Annotated in this window: 24 protein-coding genes and 1 pseudogene; 18 read left to right on the forward strand and 7 right to left on the reverse strand. The window is 32.8% G+C overall.

The features are described from left to right. Nucleotides 1–28: 28 nt before the first annotated feature. The 3 genes from VOI25_RS03665 (at nucleotide 29) to VOI25_RS03675 (ending at nucleotide 1,487) form a co-directional block, all read left to right on the forward strand. The gene (locus VOI25_RS03665; RefSeq protein WP_323787593.1) at nucleotides 29–805 is read left to right on the forward strand and encodes an alpha/beta fold hydrolase; all 777 of its coding nucleotides are present in this window, start codon (nucleotides 29–31) and stop codon (nucleotides 803–805) included. Between the two features lie 61 nt (nucleotides 806–866). After that, complete coding sequence (locus tag VOI25_RS03670; RefSeq protein ID WP_323787594.1) at nucleotides 867–1,130, forward strand: hypothetical protein; 264 nt, start codon at nucleotides 867–869, stop codon at nucleotides 1,128–1,130. 78 nt (nucleotides 1,131–1,208) lie between these two features. Further along, nucleotides 1,209–1,487: a hypothetical protein gene (locus VOI25_RS03675; RefSeq protein WP_323787595.1), complete on the forward strand. Its 279-nt coding sequence runs from the start codon at nucleotides 1,209–1,211 to the stop codon at nucleotides 1,485–1,487. Here VOI25_RS03675 and thiL read toward each other — a convergent pair. Continuing rightward, entirely contained in the window at nucleotides 1,468–2,520 is a 1,053-nt protein-coding gene (thiL, locus tag VOI25_RS03680; protein ID WP_323787596.1) for a thiamine-phosphate kinase, read from the reverse strand. The genes VOI25_RS03675 and thiL overlap by 20 nt on opposite strands. Nucleotides 2,521–2,678: 158 nt before the next feature. Between thiL and VOI25_RS03685 the strand changes: the two genes are divergently transcribed. The 12 genes from VOI25_RS03685 to VOI25_RS03740 all read left to right on the forward strand — a co-directional run bounded on the left by VOI25_RS03685 (nucleotide 2,679) and on the right by VOI25_RS03740 (nucleotide 12,009). Further along, on the forward strand, nucleotides 2,679–2,909 hold the full coding sequence (locus tag VOI25_RS03685; protein WP_323787597.1) for a hypothetical protein: 231 nt from the start codon (nucleotides 2,679–2,681) through the stop codon (nucleotides 2,907–2,909). Nucleotides 2,910–3,070: 161 nt separating this feature from the next. Next, nucleotides 3,071–3,400, forward strand: coding sequence for an iron-sulfur cluster assembly accessory protein (locus VOI25_RS03690; RefSeq protein WP_323787598.1), 330 nt, complete (start codon nucleotides 3,071–3,073; stop codon nucleotides 3,398–3,400). Nucleotides 3,401–3,420: 20 nt separating this feature from the next. Next, entirely contained in the window at nucleotides 3,421–4,869 is a 1,449-nt protein-coding gene (sufB, locus tag VOI25_RS03695) for a Fe-S cluster assembly protein SufB (RefSeq protein WP_323787599.1), read from the forward strand. Nucleotides 4,870–4,894: 25 nt separating this feature from the next. Continuing rightward, on the forward strand, nucleotides 4,895–5,335 hold the full coding sequence (locus VOI25_RS03700) for a hypothetical protein (protein WP_323787600.1): 441 nt from the start codon (nucleotides 4,895–4,897) through the stop codon (nucleotides 5,333–5,335). 14 nt (nucleotides 5,336–5,349) lie between these two features. Further along, the gene (sufC, locus tag VOI25_RS03705) at nucleotides 5,350–6,102 is read left to right on the forward strand and encodes a Fe-S cluster assembly ATPase SufC (RefSeq protein WP_323787601.1); all 753 of its coding nucleotides are present in this window, start codon (nucleotides 5,350–5,352) and stop codon (nucleotides 6,100–6,102) included. Nucleotides 6,103–6,171: 69 nt separating this feature from the next. After that, on the forward strand, nucleotides 6,172–7,485 hold the full coding sequence (gene sufD, locus VOI25_RS03710; protein ID WP_323787602.1) for a Fe-S cluster assembly protein SufD: 1,314 nt from the start codon (nucleotides 6,172–6,174) through the stop codon (nucleotides 7,483–7,485). Beyond that, a complete protein-coding gene (locus tag VOI25_RS03715) occupies nucleotides 7,485–8,723 on the forward strand; it encodes a cysteine desulfurase (protein ID WP_323787603.1) in 1,239 nt (412 codons plus the stop codon). Before sufD ends, VOI25_RS03715 begins: the two co-directional genes overlap by 1 nt. Before the next feature lie 53 nt (nucleotides 8,724–8,776). Beyond that, nucleotides 8,777–9,589, forward strand: coding sequence for an META domain-containing protein (locus tag VOI25_RS03720; protein WP_323787604.1), 813 nt, complete (start codon nucleotides 8,777–8,779; stop codon nucleotides 9,587–9,589). Between the two features lie 52 nt (nucleotides 9,590–9,641). Beyond that, nucleotides 9,642–10,064, forward strand: a complete 423-nt coding sequence (locus tag VOI25_RS03725; RefSeq protein ID WP_323787605.1) for a SufE family protein — start codon at nucleotides 9,642–9,644, stop codon at nucleotides 10,062–10,064. A 1-nt stretch (nucleotide 10,065) separates the two neighbouring features. Then, nucleotides 10,066–10,389 (forward strand): iron-sulfur cluster assembly protein, encoded by a 324-nt coding sequence (locus tag VOI25_RS03730; protein ID WP_323787606.1) that lies wholly within the window; start codon nucleotides 10,066–10,068, stop codon nucleotides 10,387–10,389. 12 nt (nucleotides 10,390–10,401) lie between these two features. After that, nucleotides 10,402–10,911, forward strand: a complete 510-nt coding sequence (locus tag VOI25_RS03735) for a DUF2480 family protein (RefSeq protein WP_323787607.1) — start codon at nucleotides 10,402–10,404, stop codon at nucleotides 10,909–10,911. Between the two features lie 138 nt (nucleotides 10,912–11,049). Further along, complete coding sequence (locus tag VOI25_RS03740) at nucleotides 11,050–12,009, forward strand: DUF3078 domain-containing protein (RefSeq protein WP_323787608.1); 960 nt, start codon at nucleotides 11,050–11,052, stop codon at nucleotides 12,007–12,009. Nucleotides 12,010–12,080: 71 nt separating this feature from the next. Here VOI25_RS03740 and VOI25_RS03745 read toward each other — a convergent pair whose 3' ends face one another. Then, a complete protein-coding gene (locus VOI25_RS03745; RefSeq protein ID WP_323787609.1) occupies nucleotides 12,081–12,773 on the reverse strand; it encodes a hypothetical protein in 693 nt (230 codons plus the stop codon). A gap of 159 nt (nucleotides 12,774–12,932) precedes the next feature. After that, entirely contained in the window at nucleotides 12,933–13,742 is an 810-nt protein-coding gene (locus VOI25_RS03750) for an NAD(P)-binding domain-containing protein (protein WP_323787610.1), read from the reverse strand. A 109-nt stretch (nucleotides 13,743–13,851) separates the two neighbouring features. On the opposite strand from VOI25_RS03750, the gene VOI25_RS03755 reads away from it, so the two are divergent. Then, the gene (locus VOI25_RS03755) at nucleotides 13,852–14,319 is read left to right on the forward strand and encodes a CBS domain-containing protein (protein WP_323787611.1); all 468 of its coding nucleotides are present in this window, start codon (nucleotides 13,852–13,854) and stop codon (nucleotides 14,317–14,319) included. 1 nt (nucleotide 14,320) lies between these two features. On the opposite strand, the gene VOI25_RS03760 is transcribed toward VOI25_RS03755, so the two are convergent. From VOI25_RS03760 to VOI25_RS03770, 3 genes are read right to left on the reverse strand one after another with little or no spacing between them, the layout of a single operon-like run. Next, nucleotides 14,321–15,004: a GIDE domain-containing protein gene (locus tag VOI25_RS03760; protein ID WP_323787612.1), complete on the reverse strand. Its 684-nt coding sequence runs from the start codon at nucleotides 15,002–15,004 to the stop codon at nucleotides 14,321–14,323. A 51-nt stretch (nucleotides 15,005–15,055) separates the two neighbouring features. Next, a complete protein-coding gene (locus tag VOI25_RS03765) occupies nucleotides 15,056–15,406 on the reverse strand; it encodes a hypothetical protein (protein WP_323787613.1) in 351 nt (116 codons plus the stop codon). Nucleotides 15,407–15,424: 18 nt separating this feature from the next. Next, nucleotides 15,425–16,069: a fused MFS/spermidine synthase gene (locus tag VOI25_RS03770; RefSeq protein ID WP_323787614.1), complete on the reverse strand. Its 645-nt coding sequence runs from the start codon at nucleotides 16,067–16,069 to the stop codon at nucleotides 15,425–15,427. A 158-nt stretch (nucleotides 16,070–16,227) separates the two neighbouring features. Here VOI25_RS03770 and VOI25_RS03775 point away from each other — a divergent pair, with 158 nt between their 5' ends. Further along, nucleotides 16,228–16,563 (forward strand): single-stranded DNA-binding protein, encoded by a 336-nt coding sequence (locus VOI25_RS03775; protein ID WP_323787615.1) that lies wholly within the window; start codon nucleotides 16,228–16,230, stop codon nucleotides 16,561–16,563. A gap of 46 nt (nucleotides 16,564–16,609) precedes the next feature. Here VOI25_RS03775 and pbpC read toward each other — a convergent pair whose 3' ends face one another. Further along, on the reverse strand, nucleotides 16,610–18,961 hold the full coding sequence (pbpC, locus tag VOI25_RS03780; RefSeq protein WP_323787616.1) for a penicillin-binding protein 1C: 2,352 nt from the start codon (nucleotides 18,959–18,961) through the stop codon (nucleotides 16,610–16,612). Between the two features lie 99 nt (nucleotides 18,962–19,060). Between pbpC and VOI25_RS03785 the strand changes: the two are divergent. Beyond that, nucleotides 19,061–20,756, forward strand: a pseudogene (locus VOI25_RS03785) (hypothetical protein); the annotation flags it as partial.

Genomic DNA, 20,756 nt, shown 5'->3' on the forward strand with positions numbered 1-20,756 from the left:
CTTTATCTTTGCCCAAGATAGTTTAAAAATGATTTTAGAATACAAAGGGAGTCAAATATTTTATACGGTTGAAGGACAAGGTGATTTTATTGTTTTATTGCATGGTTTTCTTGAAAACTCTACAATGTGGACTAATATTAAGCCTAGTTTACTTAAAAATCATAGCGTAATCTGTATTGATCTTTTAGGACATGGTCAGACAGGATGTATAGGTTATATTCATACTATGGACGCTATGGCAGAAGCCGTGAAAACTGTAATTGATGAATTACAGATTGAATCATTTACACTTATTGGTCACTCCATGGGAGGTTATGTTGCCTTAGCGTTTGCTGAAAAATTCTCGCATTTAATAAATGGTTTGTGTTTATTGAACTCCTCTGGGGCAGAAGATAATGAAGAACGAAAAACAAATAGAGATAGAGCCATAGAAGCTGTAAAGAAAAACCATAAGACATTCGTTAGTATGTCAATTGCAAATCTTTTTGCACCAGATAATAGAGAACGGTTTGCAAAGGATATTGAATTGGTAAAACAAGAAGCTCTTAAAACACCGCTTCAAGGAATAATTGCTGCTTTAGAAGGCATGAAAATTAGACCAAATCGAGAGGTTCTCTTACAAAACTCAAATTTCAAAAAAATGATGGTTATTGGACGTAAAGATCCTGTTTTAGAATACAATACGCTCATTAATCAAGCACTTAATACAACTATTGAAATAGTTGAATTTCCAGATGGTCACATGAGCCATATTGAGAATATGAACGAATTAGACTACAAATTAATTCGTTTTATCGAAAAATAAAACCTTTTATCGTTTTTATTGATATTTTTTTCTATGTTAGCAGTCCCCAAATCCTACAGCCATGAAAAAAACTACAAACGCTCCAGCTCCAATGCGATTTTATTGCGACCTTTTTGGGCATAATTACGAAATGACGAAAAAGGTAACTAAACATGTTAAAGAATACACATGTAAGTGTTGCAAACGTCAACTAACCACCAATGGTAATGGTAAACTGACAGAATTAACACCTAAATTTCAGGAGATTAATAATATTCTTGAGGAGATTTACACACGTCGAATGATGCGTTTAAAGAACAAAACACTCACTTCATCGATTTATTAAGACAAAATAGAGGTTAACATTTAGTTTTCAATATATTAGATTAATCCATCTAAAGTAATAACTAAATTTAACTGTATAATGAAAAGTATCTACTGTTCATTTTTTGGACACCAATATGAGGTTTCTAAAAAAGTTACCTATCACGTTAAAGAATATAAGTGCACGCATTGTAGTGCGCAATTGACCACAAATGGAAAAGGTGATTTAACTCCACTCACACCTAAATACAAAGAAATTAATTCGGTGTTAGAACGTATTCATACTAGCCGATTATTGAGAAAAGGACTCCAACAAGACAGAACATTTATGACTAGAAATGAAGAGTCTTTAATTTGTCTTAGGCCTCATTTTTCATAGCATTCCAGCCTTTTGCAATTATTGGAATAGCTTGTTCACCTCTTGTGATCAAGTGCATACCTCTTGATTTTTCTGTGATATAACCTATTACAGTAAGGTTTGGGTTTCCTTTTATTTTTGGAAAATCTTCTTGAGAAATTGTCATTAATAATTCGTAGTCCTCACCTCCATTTAAGGCAATAGTTGTGCTATCTATATTAAATTCTTCACACGTTGAAATTACCTGTGGATCTAGTGGAATTTTATTTTCATATAATTCAACACCTACATCACTATTTTTGCACAAATGTATAATTTCAGATGATAAACCATCACTAATATCAATCATAGATGTTGGTTTAACTTCTAAACCTTTCAGTAATTCAACAATATCCTTTCTAGCTTCAGGTTTTAGCTGTCGCTCTATAATATATGTGTACATGCTTAAATCTGGCTGATTTTGAGGGTTCACTTTAAAGACTTCTTTTTCTCTCTCTAGCACTTGTAAACCCATATACGACGCTCCAATATCTCCAGTTACCACAACCAAATCATTAGCTTTTGCTCCTGTTCTCAGCACCACATCCTTTTCGTCAACTTCTCCAATGGCAGTTACAGAAATAATTAACCCAGTAGTTGATGAGGTAGTATCTCCACCAACAACATCTACATTATAGATTTTAGATGCTGCTTCAATACCAGCATACAAATCTTCTAGCGCTTCAAGTGGGAAACGGTTCGATACAGCAATAGATACTGTTATCTGTGTAGCATTAGCATTCATAGCATACACATCAGATAGATTTACAATTACAGCCTTATAACCTAAATGTTTAAGAGGCACATAACTTAAATCAAAATGAACATTTTCAATTAGTAAATCTGTAGTAACAACAATTTGTTTGTTTTTGAAATCTAGTACAGCAGCATCATCTCCAATACTTTTAATTGTAGAAGATTGCTTTATATCAAAGTTTTTAGTCAGATGGTCTATAAGTCCAAATTCACCTAAATTCTCTAATGATGTACGTTGTGGGTTTTTATCTTCAATCATGTTGCAAAAATAGGATGTTTTTTTGAAGACTATACATTTTGAAGGCTTTTTCAAAGCGTAAATCTTTAATATTTGCGCAGTTCATCGAAAAAATTAGCATTTAAACCTGAATTCAAAACAATTTTACTAAGTTTCTAATCCCAAATGAAAACCTACTTATGAAAACTACTACTAACAACGATTTGTCGTGCTCAATTTTCGGACATAATCTTGAGCGTTTATCAAAAGATTCTCATGAACTTTCTTGTAAGACATGTAAGTCAAAAATCACTTTAGATAACAACGACAATTTTGAAACACTTCCCTTTAAAAACGAAAATATCAAAACGACTTTAAGGCAATTGTTTCTTCTTCAAAACAGGTATTCTTCTCAAAAACTTTCTGCTTAAAAACAGGTACTACTGCTCAATTTTCTTTCAAAATCTGAGATTGCTTTCATTTTCATAGTCTAATTCTATGCACTTATTTGCTAATATAATGTTAGGAAATATGGTTAAAGGCTACTTATACCTTATATTTGCAATCTATTTAGACAAAATCTATATAAGAAATGATTAAAGTATCAGAAACAGCTAAAAAGAAAGTCATCGAGCTCATGAATGATGATGGTTTTAGTAGTACTACCGATTTTGTTCGTGTAGGTGTAAAAAGTGGAGGATGTTCTGGATTATCATATGATTTAAAATTTGATAAAGAACAAAAAGAAGAGGATAAAGTTTTTGAGGATAATGGTGTGAAAATCATTGTTGACAAAAAGAGTTTTTTATATCTCATAGGTACTACGTTGGAATATTCTGGCGGACTAAATGGAGCAGGATTTGTATTTAATAATCCAAATGCCAACCGAACTTGTGGTTGTGGAGAATCATTTTCATTATAATAAAAACGGAAAGACAAACTATGTCAAAATATACAGAGGACGACCTTAGGGAAGAGTTAAAAACCAAAGAATATGAATACGGTTTTTTCACAGATATTGAATCTGAAACATTTCCTATTGGTTTAAACGAAGATATCGTTCGAGCAATTTCTAAGAAAAAGGAAGAGCCAGAATGGATGACAGAATGGAGACTTGAAGCCTTTAAAGTCTGGAAAGAAATGACTGAACCAGAATGGGCAAATGTGAATTATAAAAAACCAGATTTTCAATCGATAGCTTATTATTCGGCTCCAGTTTCTGTTGATCCTAATAAAACATTAGACGATGTTGATCCTGATCTTTTAGCGATGTATAAAAAGCTAGGAATTTCAGTAGATGAACAGAAAAAAATGAATAATATCGCTATGGATATTGTTGTCGATTCGGTGTCTGTTGCAACAACATTTAAAAAGACATTATCTGAAAAGGGTATTATTTTTATGAGTATTTCAGAAGCGATTAAAGAGCATCCTGAACTTGTAAAAAAATATATTGGTACAATCGTACCCACAAAAGACAACTTTTATGCAGCTTTAAATTCGGCTGTCTTTAGTGATGGATCGTTCTGTTACATTCCAAAAGGCGTGAAATGTCCTATGGAATTATCTACCTATTTTAGAATTAACCAAGGCGGAACAGGTCAATTTGAAAGAACATTACTCATTGCAGATGAAGGAAGTTATGTTAGTTATTTAGAAGGCTGTACAGCGCCAAGTAGAGATGAAAATCAATTACACGCTGCAGTTGTAGAGTTAATTGCTATGGATGATGCTGAAATAAAGTATTCTACAGTTCAAAACTGGTATCCAGGAAATGCCGAAGGCAAAGGTGGTGTTTACAATTTTGTAACTAAAAGAGGACTTTGTGAGAAGAATGCAAAAATCTCATGGACTCAAGTTGAAACAGGTTCTGCAGTGACATGGAAATATCCAAGTTGTATTTTAAAAGGAGATAATTCGGTAGGTGAATTCTATTCTATTGCGGTAACCAACAATTATCAGCAAGCCGACACTGGTACAAAAATGATTCACTTAGGGAAGAATACGAAGTCAACGATTATCTCGAAAGGAATTTCCGCAGGAAAATCACAAAACTCATATAGAGGATTAGTGCAAATTAGCTCTAGAGCAGATAATGCTCGTAATTTCTCTCAATGTGATAGTTTATTAATGGGTAATGAATGTGGTGCGCATACATTTCCATATATAGAAGCCAAAAATAAATCAGCTCAAATTGAGCATGAGGCAACAACGAGTAAAATTGGAGAAGACCAAATTTTTTATTGCAATCAACGAGGGATTTCTACGGAAAAAGCAATTGCACTTATCGTCAATGGTTTTAGTAAAGAAGTCTTAAATAAATTACCAATGGAATTTGCCGTTGAAGCACAAAAACTTTTAGAAATTAGTTTAGAAGGTTCAGTAGGATAATCATTAATTCAATCACTATTATAAAATGAAAAAAATACTTACACTCTTTTTAGTCGCTAGTGTATTTACAGGTTGTAAAAATGACACTAAAACAGAAAAAGTTTCAGAAACGCAAAAAATCAATCCAGTTGATGAAAACGGAAGATCAGCCAAACAAAATGATGGGTTAAAAACAATGGTCGGACAGTTTATTTATTTCGCAGACGCAGCGGTTTTACAAACTCGAAATGACATCTATGGTGTTGTTATTAATGAAAAAATGCACGAGTTAAATACAATGGCAGAATCTTTTAAAGATGAACCAACAGACTATGTAACTGTTCAGGTAAGAGGAAAGCTGATTCCAAAACCAGAAGGCGAAGAAGGTTGGCCATTCAAAATTGATATTAAAGAGATTGAAAACGTAAAAAAATACGAATCTAACGAGAACGATGTCATTAAACTTGGAGAAAGTAAGACAGAATAATTGAAATTTATACTATGTTAAAAATAAATGATTTACACGCAAGTGTTGACGATAAAGCCATACTAAAAGGAATTAATTTAGAAGTTAAACCAGGTGAGGTTCATGCTATTATGGGACCAAATGGTTCTGGAAAAAGCACATTAGCTTCCGTTATTGCTGGTAAAGAGGAATATGAAGTTGAGCAAGGAGAAATCCTTTTAAATGGTGAAAATATTGATGAGTTGGCAGCTGAAGAGCGTGCTCACAAAGGTATTTTCTTATCATTTCAATATCCAGTTGAGATTCCAGGTGTATCTGTAACCAACTTTATAAAAACTGCTATTAACGAAACTAGAAAAGCAAAAGGTTTAGAAGATATGCCAGCAAATGAAATGCTTAAAATGATTCGTGAAAAAGCTGAAATGCTAGAAATAGATCGTAAGTTTTTATCACGTTCTCTTAATGAAGGTTTTTCTGGTGGAGAGAAAAAGCGAAATGAGATTTTTCAAATGGCTATGTTAGAACCTAAATTGGCAATTTTAGATGAAACAGATTCTGGTTTAGATATCGATGCTTTGCGAATTGTTGCCAATGGTGTCAATAAATTAAAGAGTAAAGACAACGCTGTAATCGTCATTACGCACTACCAGCGTTTATTAGATTATATCGTTCCAGATTTTGTTCACGTATTGCACAATGGGAGAATTGTAAAATCGGGAACCAAAGAATTAGCGCATCAGCTAGAAGAAAAAGGCTACGATTGGATAAAAGAAGAAGTGAATGCTTAGTATAAGTAATTAGGTATATTTTATACCGTAACAAACGACTTAAACTTTGCAAACTGAAGACTAAAAAAAATGGATTTAAAAGATAAATTAGTATCGTCATTTATGGCTTTCGAGAATACAGTAGATGTAGATGCTCCAGTTCATGATGTGCGATGTGAGGCAATAAAAACGTTTGAGGACAAGGGCTTTCCTTCAAAGCGTGACGAAGCATGGAAATATACATCTCTTAATAGTATATTAAAACATGATTATAGTGTGTTTCCAAAGACCGAAAATGCATTAGAATATAGTGATATAAAGAAGTATTTCATTCACGACATCGACAGTTATAAGATTGTATTTATCGATGGAAAATATTCATCGCACTTATCTCAAACCACACACGATGGGATTGATGTATGTTTGATGTCTGCGGCCTTATCAAAACCAAAATATAGAATTCTTATTGAAAACTATTTTAATAAAGCAGCTACAAAAGATAGTCTTACATCATTGAATACTGCATTTTCGCAAGAAGGTGCTTACATTCATATTCCAAAGAATAAAGTGGTTGAAAAACCAATTCAAATATTACATTTTTCTACGGGAAATGAATCGGCTTTAATGCTTCAACCGCGTAACTTGATAGTGGTTGATGAAAATTCACACGTTCAAATTATTGAACGCCATCAAAGTCTAACCGATAATCCTGTTTTGACAAATAGTGTCACAGAAATTTTTACAAATAAACGTGCGATAGTTGATTATTATAAAATCCAAAATGACAATCAAAATGCATCGCTTATTGATAATACATTTGTTAAACAAAAAAGAGAAAGTCATGCCTCAGTGCATACCTTTTCATTTGGTGGAAAATTAACACGTAATAACCTTAATTTCTTTCAAAATGGTGAGCGCATCGATTCTACCTTAAATGGTGTTACAATTATTGGAGGCAAACAACATGTAGATCACAATACACTAGTACATCACATAGAACCTAATTGCGAAAGTCATCAAGATTATAAAGGGATTTTTGCAGATAAATCTACTGGTGTTTTTAACGGCAAGGTCTATGTAAACAAAGAAGCACAAAAGACCAATGCTTTTCAATCAAATAACAATATTTTGTTAAGTAATAATGCCTCAATTAATACAAAACCACAATTAGAAATTTTTGCAGATGATGTGAAATGTTCTCATGGTTGTACTATTGGTCAGTTAGATGAAAGCGCTATGTTTTACATGCGATCAAGAGGAATTCCAGAAAAGGAAGCTAAAGCATTACTCATGTTTGCGTTTAGTAATAATGTATTAGATTCTGTGAAGATTCCTGAAATAAAACAACGTATCACTAAGATTATTGCTAACAAACTAGGTGTTAATCTTGGGTTTGATTTGTAATGAATACAGACTTAAAACATACAAATTTTGATGTTGAAACCATAAGGAAAGATTTTCCAATACTTCAAAGAAAAGTAAATGGAAAACCTTTAGTCTATTTTGATAATGCTGCAACGTCTCAAACACCACAACAAGTTATTGATGTCATTGTAGATTATTACTCAAATCACAATGCCAATATTCACAGAGGTGTTCATACACTGAGCCAGGAAGCTACTGATTTGTATGAACAATCACGAAGTAAGATTCAAAAGCACTTTAATGCAAAACACAGTCATGAAATTATCATGACTTCGGGAACAACACATAGTATTAATTTAGTTGCAAATGGGTTTTCTTCACTATTAAAAAAAGGAGACGAAATATTAGTTTCTGCCCTAGAACATCACAGTAATATTGTGCCTTGGCAAATGTTATGTGAACGTACAGGAGCGAAATTGAAAGTCATTCCTATGAATGAACAAGGCGAATTAATCTTAAGTGATTATGAAACCCTACTTTCTGAACATACAAAATTGGTTTTCGTTAACCATATTTCAAATGCTTTAGGAACGATTAACCCAATTGAAATAATTATAAAAAAAGCACATCAAGTTGGAGCTGCAGTTTTAATTGATGGCGCACAATCTTGTCCACATTTAGTGCCAGATGTACAAGCCTTAGATGTTGATTTTTATGTTGCTTCTGCTCATAAAATTTGTGGTCCGACAGGTGTTGGAATGCTTTATGGAAAAGAAAAATGGTTAAACAAATTACCACCTTATCAAGGCGGTGGAGAAATGATTGCTGAAGTTACATTTGAAAAAACAACCTATGCCGATTTACCTCATAAGTTTGAAGCTGGAACGCCAAATATTTGTGGAGGAATAGCTTTTGGAGCTGCTCTAGATTATATGAACACTATCGGTTTTGAACATATAGAAGCTTACGAAAAGGAGCTTTTAGATTATGGTACGCAACAACTTCTAGACATAGAAGGTTTAACAATTTACGGGACTTCAGAACATAAAACATCTGTTATTTCTTTTAATATTGAAGGTATTCATCCTTATGATATTGGAACAATCCTAGATAAAATGGGAATTGCTGTCCGAACAGGACATCATTGTGCACAACCAATTATGGATTTTTACAAGATACCTGGAACCATAAGAGCCTCATTTGCTTTTTACAATACTAAAGCCGAAATAGACGCTTTAGTTTCAGGTGTAAGAAAGGCAAAAATGATGTTGTCCTAAAAGTTTGGCTTCCTTTTTGTAATATGATATATAAACTATAAAACTTTAAAGTCATGAAACATCTAGCAATTTTAATAAGCGTGATTATATTAAAGTCTTGTGGAAGTTCACAAGATATCGCAACGACAGCCAATACTACTGTTATGACAACAAACGAAATAATTTCAGGAACTTATGTTATAGAACAATTAGACGCTACTGATATTACTGATGAGCTTACCTTAAAATTTGACACTAAGGCAAACAAAGTATCAGGTTTTGCAGGTTGTAATCGTTTTTTTGGAACCTATACAACAAATGGAAATGCCATTTCCTTTTCTGAAATGGGAGCTACAAGAATGATGTGTGACGATGAAGCTAATGCCATTGAACAAAAAATGTTTAAAACCTTAGCGAAGATTAATGCTTTTGAAATATCAAACGGAAAATTAAGTCTTAAAAACGATGAAGCTACCCTAATATTAGCTAATGAGAAGATGATGTCTAAATCTAGACAAGCTGAGTCCATGAACATTACGTATAGAGCTTCAACTAGAGGTTTTTTTGAAACTATATGGATTGAAGGCAACGTGCTTAAATATACTAATGATAGAGATTTAAATGAGATTAATAGACACATGTTGACTGATGATCAACTTTCAGAACTGAGGTCTTTATATAACAATTTAGATATTGAAGCCATCCCTTCTTTAGAACCACCATCAAAAACGTTTCAGTATGATGCAGCAGCAATGGCAAGGCTAACAATTGAATTAAATGAAAACACATACGTATCAAATGGTTTCGATCATGGTAATCCGCCAAAACCAATTGCATTATTTGTTGATAAAGTGTTATCTATTAAGGAATCTGTAGCTAAACAGTAGAGATGTTGTATTTTTGTAATATAATTTTTGAAAGCTTAATTAAAGAAAAATAATGACTATTGCAGAGATAAAAAATGATATCATTGAGGAGTTCGCCATGTTTGAGGATTGGGAAGAGCGTTACCAATATATGATTGACCTTGGAAAGACTTTACCACTTATTGATGAGCATTATAAAACAGATGACAATATCATTAAAGGTTGTCAAAGTAAAGTATGGGTACATGCTGATCTGAAAGGTGATAAAATAGCATTTACAGCAGATAGTGATGCCATTATTACCAAAGGAATCATAGCTATTCTAATTAGAGTATTCTCAAATCAACGTCCAAAAGATATTATTGAAGCAGATACTGATTTCATTGATCAAATAGGATTAAAAGAACATTTATCACCTACCAGAGCCAATGGTTTAGTAAGTATGATAAAACAATTAAAGATGTATGCCATTGCATACCAAACACAATTAAATTAATATGGAAACGACTATAGATACCAATGTTTTAGGAGAAAAAATTGTTAGAGTTTTAAAAACGATTTTCGATCCAGAGATTCCAGTAGATATTTACGAATTAGGTCTTATTTACGATGTATTTGTAAACGAAGATTACGAAGTTAAAATTTTAATGACTTTAACAACACCAAACTGTCCAGTAGCGGAAACACTTCCTTTAGAAGTTGAAGAAAAGGTGAAATCTTTAAATGATGTAAAAACTGCTGAAGTTGAAATCACTTTCGATCCACCTTGGAGTCAAGACCTTATGAGTGATGAAGCAAAACTAGAATTAGGAATGCTTTAAGCGCGTTATAAAATGGCAGATGAAATCGTAAATAGAGTTGCACAAAGCAAACTAGTTGTTATTGATTTAGAAGATTTTTATCCGCAAGGTAAACGTGTGCTATTTGATATTAAAGATTGGCTCTATGAAGGATTTGTGCTTCGTGAAAAAGAGTTTAGACAACATGTCAAATCGTACGATTGGTCACAACATCAAAATCAATATGTAGCTTTAATTTGTTCTACAGATGCCATTGTTCCTGCTTGGGCTTATATGCTAATCACTATAGAATTAGCCTCGTTTTCTAAAAAAACAATTATAGGTGACTTAAATGCTTTAGAGTCGTCTATTTACCAACATATTATAAATGGGTTAGATCTTGGAAGTTATCAGGACAAACCAATTATTATAAAAGGCTGCTCTAACAAACCAGTACCAGAAAATGCTTATGTTTTTCTTTCGGAAAAGTTAAAACCTATAGCAAAATCTATAATGTATGGTGAAGCCTGTTCTTCCGTTCCTCTTTTCAAAAAGAAAAAATAAATGTACTTACTTAGTGACTTATAATAAAAAAATGAGTCAAAAGGCTACATAGAAACAATCTATATTATATAATTTATTGGTGTTCAATTGACTAATGAATTATATTTGCATTTAATAATCAATTTTAAAACAAAAAAAATGACTAAAAGATTACTTTTAACATCTGTATTGATGCTATCATTGGTATTTGGTTTTTCTCAAACTAAAGAAGAATTGCAAGCTCAAAAAGCAGAGAAACAAGCTACAGCAGATGCAGCTCAAGCTGAAGCAGATGCATTACAAGCTCAGATAGATGCTTTACCAGGATGGAGAATAGGAGCATTTGGTACTATTGGAGGAAATTTATCTAATTTCAGTAATTGGTATTCTCAAGGAGCTCCTAATAACGCTTCAGGAAGTATCGGAATTACATTTAACGGCTATGCCAATTTAATTGAAGAAAAACACTTTTGGAGAAACTCGCTAACTGCAAATTTAAACTGGGTAAAATTAGATAATAAAGACACAGAGTTGGATGACGACAATTTTAATCCAACAACAGATGTATTTAATATTACATCACTTTACGGTAGAAATTTGACTAAAAAACTTGCTGTATCTACATTAATGGAATACAGAACAACATTATTAGACAATTTCAATGATCCTGGATATTTAGATGTTGGTGTTGGTTTCACATGGTTACCTATTGAAAATTTAGTAGTAGTAGTTCATCCTTTAAACTATAACTTCGTTTTTGCTGATAACAATAGTGTATTTGAATCGTCTTTAGGTGCTAAAATTGTAGCAGATTATACAAGACAAATTGGAGCAATAAATTTCAAATCTAATTTATCTGCTTTTCAGAGTTATAAAAGTGGAGATTTATCAAACTGGCAATGGACCAACTCTTTTGGATATACCCTTTGGAAAATGATTGGTGTTGGTTTCGATTTCGGTTTAAGAAGCAACAAGCAGGAAGCACTTAATTATGGTCTTGGACAATATGCTGCGGCTCAAGCAGTAATGGTAGATCCAAGTGTTGCAGTACCAACATTCGATAATGTTGACAATGATTTACAAACGTACTGGACTCTTGGTTTGAGCTATAAGTTCTAATCAAATTCAGCCTCATAAAAAAAAGCCTTTTGTAATTTACAAAAGGCTTTTTTTATGTGTATATGAGTTTGTTATTCCTTCTTAGGATTTTTTATTGCGAGTAAAGCATCTTTACTTATTTGAGCTAAATTAAAGTTAGCATCCATGGCAATAGCTTGATCTAATAAACCAACAGCTTGATCTAGATTATCAGTTTTATTCATGTTAAATAGAATTAAAGCCTTTAAATACGTTAAAGCACCTTTCATTGAAACTTCATAAGGCTGTTGGGTTTCATAATAGGCTTTTTTCATATCATCTTTTACATTAACTAGTCCGTAATCGACACTAGCTTTTGCACCAGCTAAATCTTGAGTTTGCGTTTTTAAATCTGCAATTTCATAAGCTAAATATGCATTAGGAGCTTTTTTAAACAAAACTTCGTAAAAGACTAGTGCACGTTTAGGTTGATTTAATGCTTTTAAAGCAAGTGCTTTTACTTCTGTACTAATATTTGAATCGGTTGCATTATTATCAATACCAACAGTATTTAAAGCTTCTAAATTTCGTCCTTCTGAAACATAGATATAGGCTAAAGTGTCTAATCGTTGTTGACTTGGCTGAAGCACATTAAGATGTGTCATGGCATTAATTACACCTTGAACATCTCCTTGGTCTTTCATTTGTTTATAATAACCTTCAAAGTGTTTTAAAAGTTCAGTTTTTGTTTGCGCTGTTATGCTCATTGAAGTCATTAAAACAACTAGGCAAAGTAATTTTTTCATCAGTTTATAGGTATTTGTTTTTATCTGTCAGATGTAATTCGCCACCAAAATATCTCAATTGGTATCAAGAATTGTTATGGCTTATTTCATAATCGTTATTATTCAGTGTGTCAAAACTAAAAAAATAAACAAAATAGTATCTTAAAAAGATGCTAATTGTTATAGTTTAATTTTAAACTCGTAATCCAAAACACGTGCCAGTTTTGTTGAATCTATGATTTTACCCTTACTTTTTTGAGTGTTATCAAAATTAGGTAACGCTAAGTTTTGAGCTTTACAAATTGACGTGTAGTAGGTTTTTTTTTCAGGGTGAGAAGACGTTGAAGCGTTAAAGGTGTCGTTCCAAACATTTTGTTTTATAATTGTTTCAATGATGGCTATACAATCAATTTGATGAATCAAGTTTATTGGTGCATGAGGATTTTTTATGTTGTTGCGACCTGATAGAAATTTTGCAGGATGTCTATCGTCTCCAAATAATCCAGAAAAGCGAACTATTGTTGTTTTAAAATTTATATTATGTTGAAATAATTCTTCAACAGACATAAGTTGTTGGGCATTTTGAGATGTTGTTGATGTTAGACTTGTTTCAGAAATTACAGGAAAACCTACTTGATCATCATATACAGAAGTTGAACTTACCAACAATACATTTTTAATTGAAGACGCTTCAACATAAGGTAAAATATGTTGCATCTGCTTCACATAATTTGCTTTAGGGTTTTTTCTTAAACCTGGTGGAATATTAAGGACTAAAGTTTCGCAATCGGCAAGGCACTTTTCTATATCACCAGTGATACCTTCCGAAGATAATTCAACTAAATAGCCTTCAATCTTATTTGAATGTAAAGCTTTTATTTTTTCATAAGTTGTTGTTGAACCTTTTACCTGATACCCTTTTTTAACTAAAGATATGGCTAGCGAAAACCCTAACCAACCACAACCAATAATGCTAATTTTTTGTTTCAATTCATTGTTTTTAATGGATTCCAAATTTACAAATAATTGACCTGTTTTATTGCTTTAGCATAATTCACTTATTTTCAGTAACTTTAAATTCAACACTAAAAAATCAGGTATGGGTATTAAAAGTTTTCAAGGTGCAAGAAAGCAGCAACAGAATACAACTGAAGTTGCAGCTTTAAAAGTAAGTGATTATATGTCTCGTGAATTAATCACTTTTAAACCAGAGCAAACGGTAGAAGAAGTGATTCAAACGCTTATCAGGTATAAGATTTCTGGTGGTCCAGTAGTTAATGGTAACAACGAATTGGTTGGTGTTATTTCGGAAGGTGATTGTTTAAAACAAATAAGTGAAAGCCGATACTATAATATGCCAATGGAACAACATACCGTTGAAAATAGAATGGTAAAACACGTGGAAACCATCGATGGTAATATGAATATTTTTGACGCTGCCAATAAGTTTTTAGATTCTAAAATACGTCGTTTCCCAATTGTCGAAAATGGTAAACTAGTTGGGCAAATTAGTCAGAAAGATGTTTTGAAAGCTGCTATAGAATTAAAAGGACAAAATTGGAAATAGACTAAGGTCGTTTCAGCCTTACTTCGGGCAAATCAGTAATAATAATCTTTTGTTTATCGACACTTTCTAAGGTCGCAATTTTTGAATATGGATAGTCAGGCATTGGTTCGCTTAATGTTTTCCATTTGGCAATACCAGCAACAGTAACTTCCTCACCTATTTCAATAACGCCTTCTTTATATCTTAGTCGTTTATTAAAACCAAATAGCGTAGTATGATCAATATGATAGTGTTGTAAAAGCGCGATAAACTTTTGGGTGGGATCATTGAATGTACCTGAATTTTGACTTTGATCTTTTACTAAATGGCATTTGTAGTTTTTTGGATTCTCTTTTGGTGAAACAATAATAAAATCATGCTTCGTTTGAATAAAAAATTCTTGAGAACGTTCCTCATCTATTATCGTTTTCCAATGTGAACTTTTACCTGTACTTACTTTTTGTTGAATAACAATTTGGTAAAACACACATTTACGTTTCGAATATGGAGCAATAAGAGGTTCTTTTACATGTAACGCTTTACCGCTTACTTTTGAAAGCTCATTGGTTTTTAAACTTGAAGCTGGTTTGTTTGGAATCTTTGAAAGTGTTCTAATGATAACATTTTTTGCACTAAAATAATAGGTACAAAAAATAATAATTGCGACAACACAAAAAAATATGATAACGATAATTGGTCCACTCATTTAATTAGGTTTTATACAATATCAGTATGGAATAATCACAAATAGTTACAATTAACTCTCGCGTTTCACTAAGGCATAATAATCGCCTTCAAGTGGTAAATAGCCTTGATCATAAACAAAATAGTAAATGGTTCCAGCTTTGGTGGTGTAAATACTTGTAAAGTAATTGAAGTCAAACCCTTTTTCAATTAATTTGGCTCTTGAGACTTTGGTTTTCTGATTCGGATTTAAAGCTTCAAGAATACGATAGTTTTTTCGCAACCAATTATTAGTGTTTCTTATCAGATTTTTTTTGTCTTTATTTATCGTATTATTATAAGAATTACGACAGGCATCACTGCAGAATTTTTTATCAATTCTTCCAACGATTTTATCGCCACATTCTGGACATTTTTTTTCCATAATTTATCCGTTTTTTAATTATAATGATTGCGAAATGATGACAGTATTGGTGTTATTTACCTTATCATATACATCGACTTTATAGACTTTTGTTTTTAAAAATTCGATTACCACTTTTAATTGATTACTTTTTTTGTCTTCTAAGGAGGCATTAAATAAAATGACGCCATTTGAAGATTTCGAATTCACAACATCGTTCCAAAACGATAGTTCTAAAAATTGTTTGGGAACTTTAATATCAATAAATAAATCAATAATGATAAGATCAAATTTGTGTGTATTAGCTTTTATAAAATGGAGTGCATCGTTACAAATAATAGTGGTATTTGAATTGTTTTCAAGTTGGTATTCAGTTTTTGCAATGTCTATAATTACAGGATCTATATCTACTGCTGTTATTTGTTTTTGATAGTTGAAATCTTGTCGAAGGGTTTCGATAACACTTCCACCACCAAGGCCTAAAAGTAAAATTGAATTCGTGTTTTTAAGATCAATTTTCTCTAGTCCAAACTTTAAAATGGCTTGTAATGAACCATAAGAATAGTTGGCATTTTTGGTGTTGAGGTGTTTTTTTCCGTTATACCAAGTGATTTCTAAAGTGTCACTATACGTAGATTTTACTTTACGTGTAAGTGGGTATAAATAGCTGAGATACTTGCGCATAACGCAATGTACTAAAAATTTATTATCCGTTTACAAACGACAACAAATATTTACAAACGAATTTAAACAGGTAACAACCGACTAATATTTGCAAGCTGTTTCATATTTGCACTGTTGAATCGAACTAATGACATTCAATATATTTAAAACCTTATCTTATGAATACGTTAAGAAACAAAGTACAATTAATTGGTAACTTAGGAAACGATCCAGAAATCGTAAAACTTGAATCAGGAAAACTATTAGCTAAATTTTCAATAGCAACTAATGAAAGCTATAAAAATGCACAAGGCGAAAAAGTGACTGACACACAATGGCACAATGTTGTGGCTTGGGGAAAAACTGCAGAGATTGTAGAGAAATATGTTACCAAAGGGAAAGAAATTGCTATTGAAGGCAAATTGACATCAAGAAGCTATGATGATAAAGAAGGTCAAAAGCGATACATTACAGAAGTTGTTTGTAATGAGTTATTGATGCTTGGCAAACAATAATATGAATTCAAATGAAATTTTAAGGCGCTCAATCGAGCGCCTTTTTTTATTCTGAGATCGAAATATTGCGCTTAGCTTCATTCCCAAATTCATCAACAACAGTAATCAAATGTTGTCCAGCTTTTGGAATAATAGCTAATTCATGAATGTCTTTTGTCGTTCCGATATAAAGTTCATCTACATACCAATACACACTCGATTCTGGTTTTGAATGTGCTATTTTTAGAATTAAATCATTCGTTTTTCCGTCGAAATCCTTTGGTAGAAAAACCGAATTGTTTGTTTTTGGATATATAAAATCTATAACTACTTGATTTTCTCCCATACAATCCAATCGCAATTTAGGTAAAGCTTTATAAAACGGATTTTTTGTTTTGTAGTAATAAGCCTTTAGTGGAGACAACACAAACCAAGGTTTATGCTTAATTGCATTTAAATCTTCACAAGAAGAGTTCACTTGATAAGTTTCTGTTGCATCAACATGAGCAAGAATATGATACGGACAAGGTTCGGTTTTTAACCCACTAATCTGAATAAAGGCATCTTCCGTATCGTCGCAAATTGAAGACGCTCGATGTCCACTTTTAGAGCATATACTAACTTCCTTCATTTCATCAAATGGTTTGGCAAACCAATCGCTATTTGGTAAGATGTCAAACACATCAAAAAGAATAGGAGCAGCAGTTTGTACGCCAACTAATCCAGGTCGACCTTCACCATCTGCATTACCTACCCAAACGCCAACAACATAATCTCTGGTGGAACCAATTGCCCAAGCATCTCTAAATCCGAAACTTGTGCCTGTTTTCCAAGCAATTTGTTTGGAGTCATCGAAAAACTCCCAACTTTCATCACCTTCAGGTCGATTTACCTTTTTTAAACTTTCATAAGTTAAATAAATAGAAGCAGCATCAAAAAGTGTTTTGTTCGTTGATGTTTTTCCGAAATCTACAGGTTCTGAAACCATAAACGTTGGTTCAGCAAACTCATTGGTATAATATTCACTTGATGTTTCAGAAAAATGATTTAATGTTGATGATAAAGCAGCATAACTTTTACATAAATCCCAAAGATTACTTTCGGCTCCTCCAAGAATGAGCGATAAACCATAATGATTGGCATTATATTTTAAATCCTTAAGTTGTAACTGTTTTAAATAGTGATGAAATCTATCCAATCCAAAATCTTGAAGCATTCTTACTGCAGGAACATTTAATGAACGCGATAACGCTCTACTTGCAGGCACTACACCATCAAATTCTTTATTAAAATTCTCAGGATTATAACTTCCAAATTGTGAAGGGATATCTGCAACCAACGTATTTGGTAATAAATCTCCAGCATCTAACATAGCTGCATATAAAAATGGTTTTAGAATACTACCTGTACTTCTAGGTTTGTCAATAATATCAACATCTTTTTGATGAGCGCGATCTGACGGCGAATTTCCAATATAAGCGAGCACTTCTCTTGTATGAACATCTAAAACTAATACAGCTGCATTGTGAATTTCGTTTTGCTTTAGAATATTATATTGATTTTTTACAATGTGATTCACGCGTTCTTGCAGCTTTGTATCGACAGTTGTTTGTATCCGTTTTCCTTTATTTGATTGCGCTACTTTCTGAAGTAAATGTGGAGCAATTTGAGGTATGGCATAAGGTTTTTGAGGTAAGTTTTCTGCTAATGATAAGTCATAGGTTAGAGGGTCAATTATTTCATTCTCAAGAAGTTTTTTTAGTAATCGATTTCGTTTTTTTAATAAGCGTTCTTGATTTTTCCCTGGATATATCAAACTTGGCGCATTTGGAAGTACTGCTAAAGTTGCACTTTCTGCCCAAGACAATTGATGTGCATCTCGATTAAAGTATCGCCAAGCTGCAGCATCTAGTCCAACAACATTTCCACCAAAAGGAGCATTGCTACTATAGTAGGCTAATATATCGTCTTTAGAATCACGGAACTCCAAACGAGAAGCTAAAATAATTTCTTTTACTTTTTCAAAGTAGGTTCTTGATTGGCCTTTTCTAGAAAGCCTAATGACTTGTTGTGTGAGCGTACTACCTCCTCGTTTCACTTCACCAGAACTGATATTATCTTTTAATGCCTTAAAAATTGAAACAGGATTGAAACCTGGATGCTTGTAAAAGTATTCATCTTCAAACTGTACAATACAGATTTTGAATTTCTCTGGAATACTATCATTATGAGGAAATCGCCATTGCCCATCAGCAGCAATTTGTGCGCCTAATAATTCATTGTTTTTAGACGTAATAACTGTCGCTGTTGGATCCTTAAATAACTCGTTTGGTAAACAAAAAAAATAACCTAATAAGACTGCCAAAAGCAATATTGATTTCTTCCTATTCTTCTTAAAAAAATGAGTTAACCTATACATAAGCTATACGAAAACGTTATAGTTGTTTTTTTGATGACGATTTTTGTAATATTATTATATATTACATTGTTTTGGGCATAATATTTCTATCATAGATACGTGAAAAAGTACTTAAATAATCTTAATGTAATCATAATTTTCAGCATTTTTTTTTCTTCGGAAATAGGACATGCTCAACTTGGGTTTTGCCAAGGAAACTCTGGAGATCCAATTTTTATAGAGAACTTTGGAACAGGTCTTACTGACACACCTTTGCCAGCTGGAACAACAACTTATAATTATGCAAACGGTGGTGATCCACTTGATGGTTTATATACGGTTTCAAGTAATACAAATTATTTTGATTGGTTTGACATTCAGGATCATACACCAAGTGATGTGAATGGTAGAATGTTGGTAGTAAATTCTAATTTTACTGCAGGTGAATTTTATAGAACATCTATTAATGGATTGTGTGAAAATACATCTTACGAATTTTCATCGTGGATTGTTAATTTAACACCTGCTGGAGGATTTTGTGGTGCTGGAGCAATTCCGGTGAACGTTAGATTTGAAATTTGGGATAATACAGATACTAATTTATTGGCCTCAGGGAATACAGGGAATATTGGAAGTTCTAACACTCCTAATTGGCAGCAGTATGCCTTAGCTTTTCAGACTACTCCTAGTCAAACATCAATTATTTTAAAAATGATCAATAATGGTTCTGGTGGTTGTGGTAATGATTTAGCTATTGATGATATTGTTTTTAAAAGTTGTGGTGATTTCATTGCTGTAACTGATCCGTCAAATAACAGTTCTGTTACTTTATGCAGTAGTCAGACACCCTATTCAACAACCTTAACTGCAACACCAGACAATTCTGTTTTTAATGATCATTATTATCAGTGGCAAGAAAGTCCGGATGAAATGACTTGGACAGATATTATTGGTGCTACAAATCAAAATTTAATTCTTACTGGAGTTGCAACTACCACGTATTATAGAGCTAAGGTTGCAGAGTTTCAATCAAACCTTAGTAACAATGATTGCATAACCTTTTCAACAACATATTCGATATCTGTAACTCAAGTTCCTAATCCTCCAATGATAGAGTGTTGGGAAACCGCAACCATAAATAATACCACTTGTAGTTGGGTAGTCACAGGAACTCAACCTATAGAACCTACTGGATTAGAATGTTGGGAAACTACAGCTTTCAATACTACAACCTGTAGCTGGGATGTTTTAGGTACTCAGCCACAACCACCAATGTTAGAGTGTTGGGAAACGGCTAATTTTAATGCGATGACTTGTAGTTGGGAGGTTACAGGAACCCAACCAATTGAACCTTCAGGATTAGACTGTTGGGAATCAACTTCATTTAATACGACAACATGTAGTTGGGACATCTTAGGCACACAACCAGTGCAACCTACTTTAGAATGTTGGGAAACTGCAACTTTTAATAATATCACATGTTCTTGGAACGTTTCAGGAACTCAACCGACAGCACCTACAGGATTACAATGTTGGGAAACGACAGCTTTTAATGACGTTACATGTTCATGGGATATTTTAGGAACTCAACCTGTAGAACCTACTGACCTTTTATGTGATGAAACGGCTAGTTTTAATACAACCACATGTAGTTGGGAAATTATAGGAGGACAACTAATAATAGCGAATACCCCCTTACCCTTAGAGTATTGTGATGCAGACAGTGATGGTTTTGGAGTATTTATGTTAACGGACACTGAGAATGAGATAACGGGTTCGGATCCAAGTTTAACGGTAAGTTACCATGAGACGATGT

Origin of the sequence: Psychroserpens sp., from assembly GCF_034670085.1 — a bacterium.
Classification (GTDB): domain Bacteria; phylum Bacteroidota; class Bacteroidia; order Flavobacteriales; family Flavobacteriaceae; genus Psychroserpens.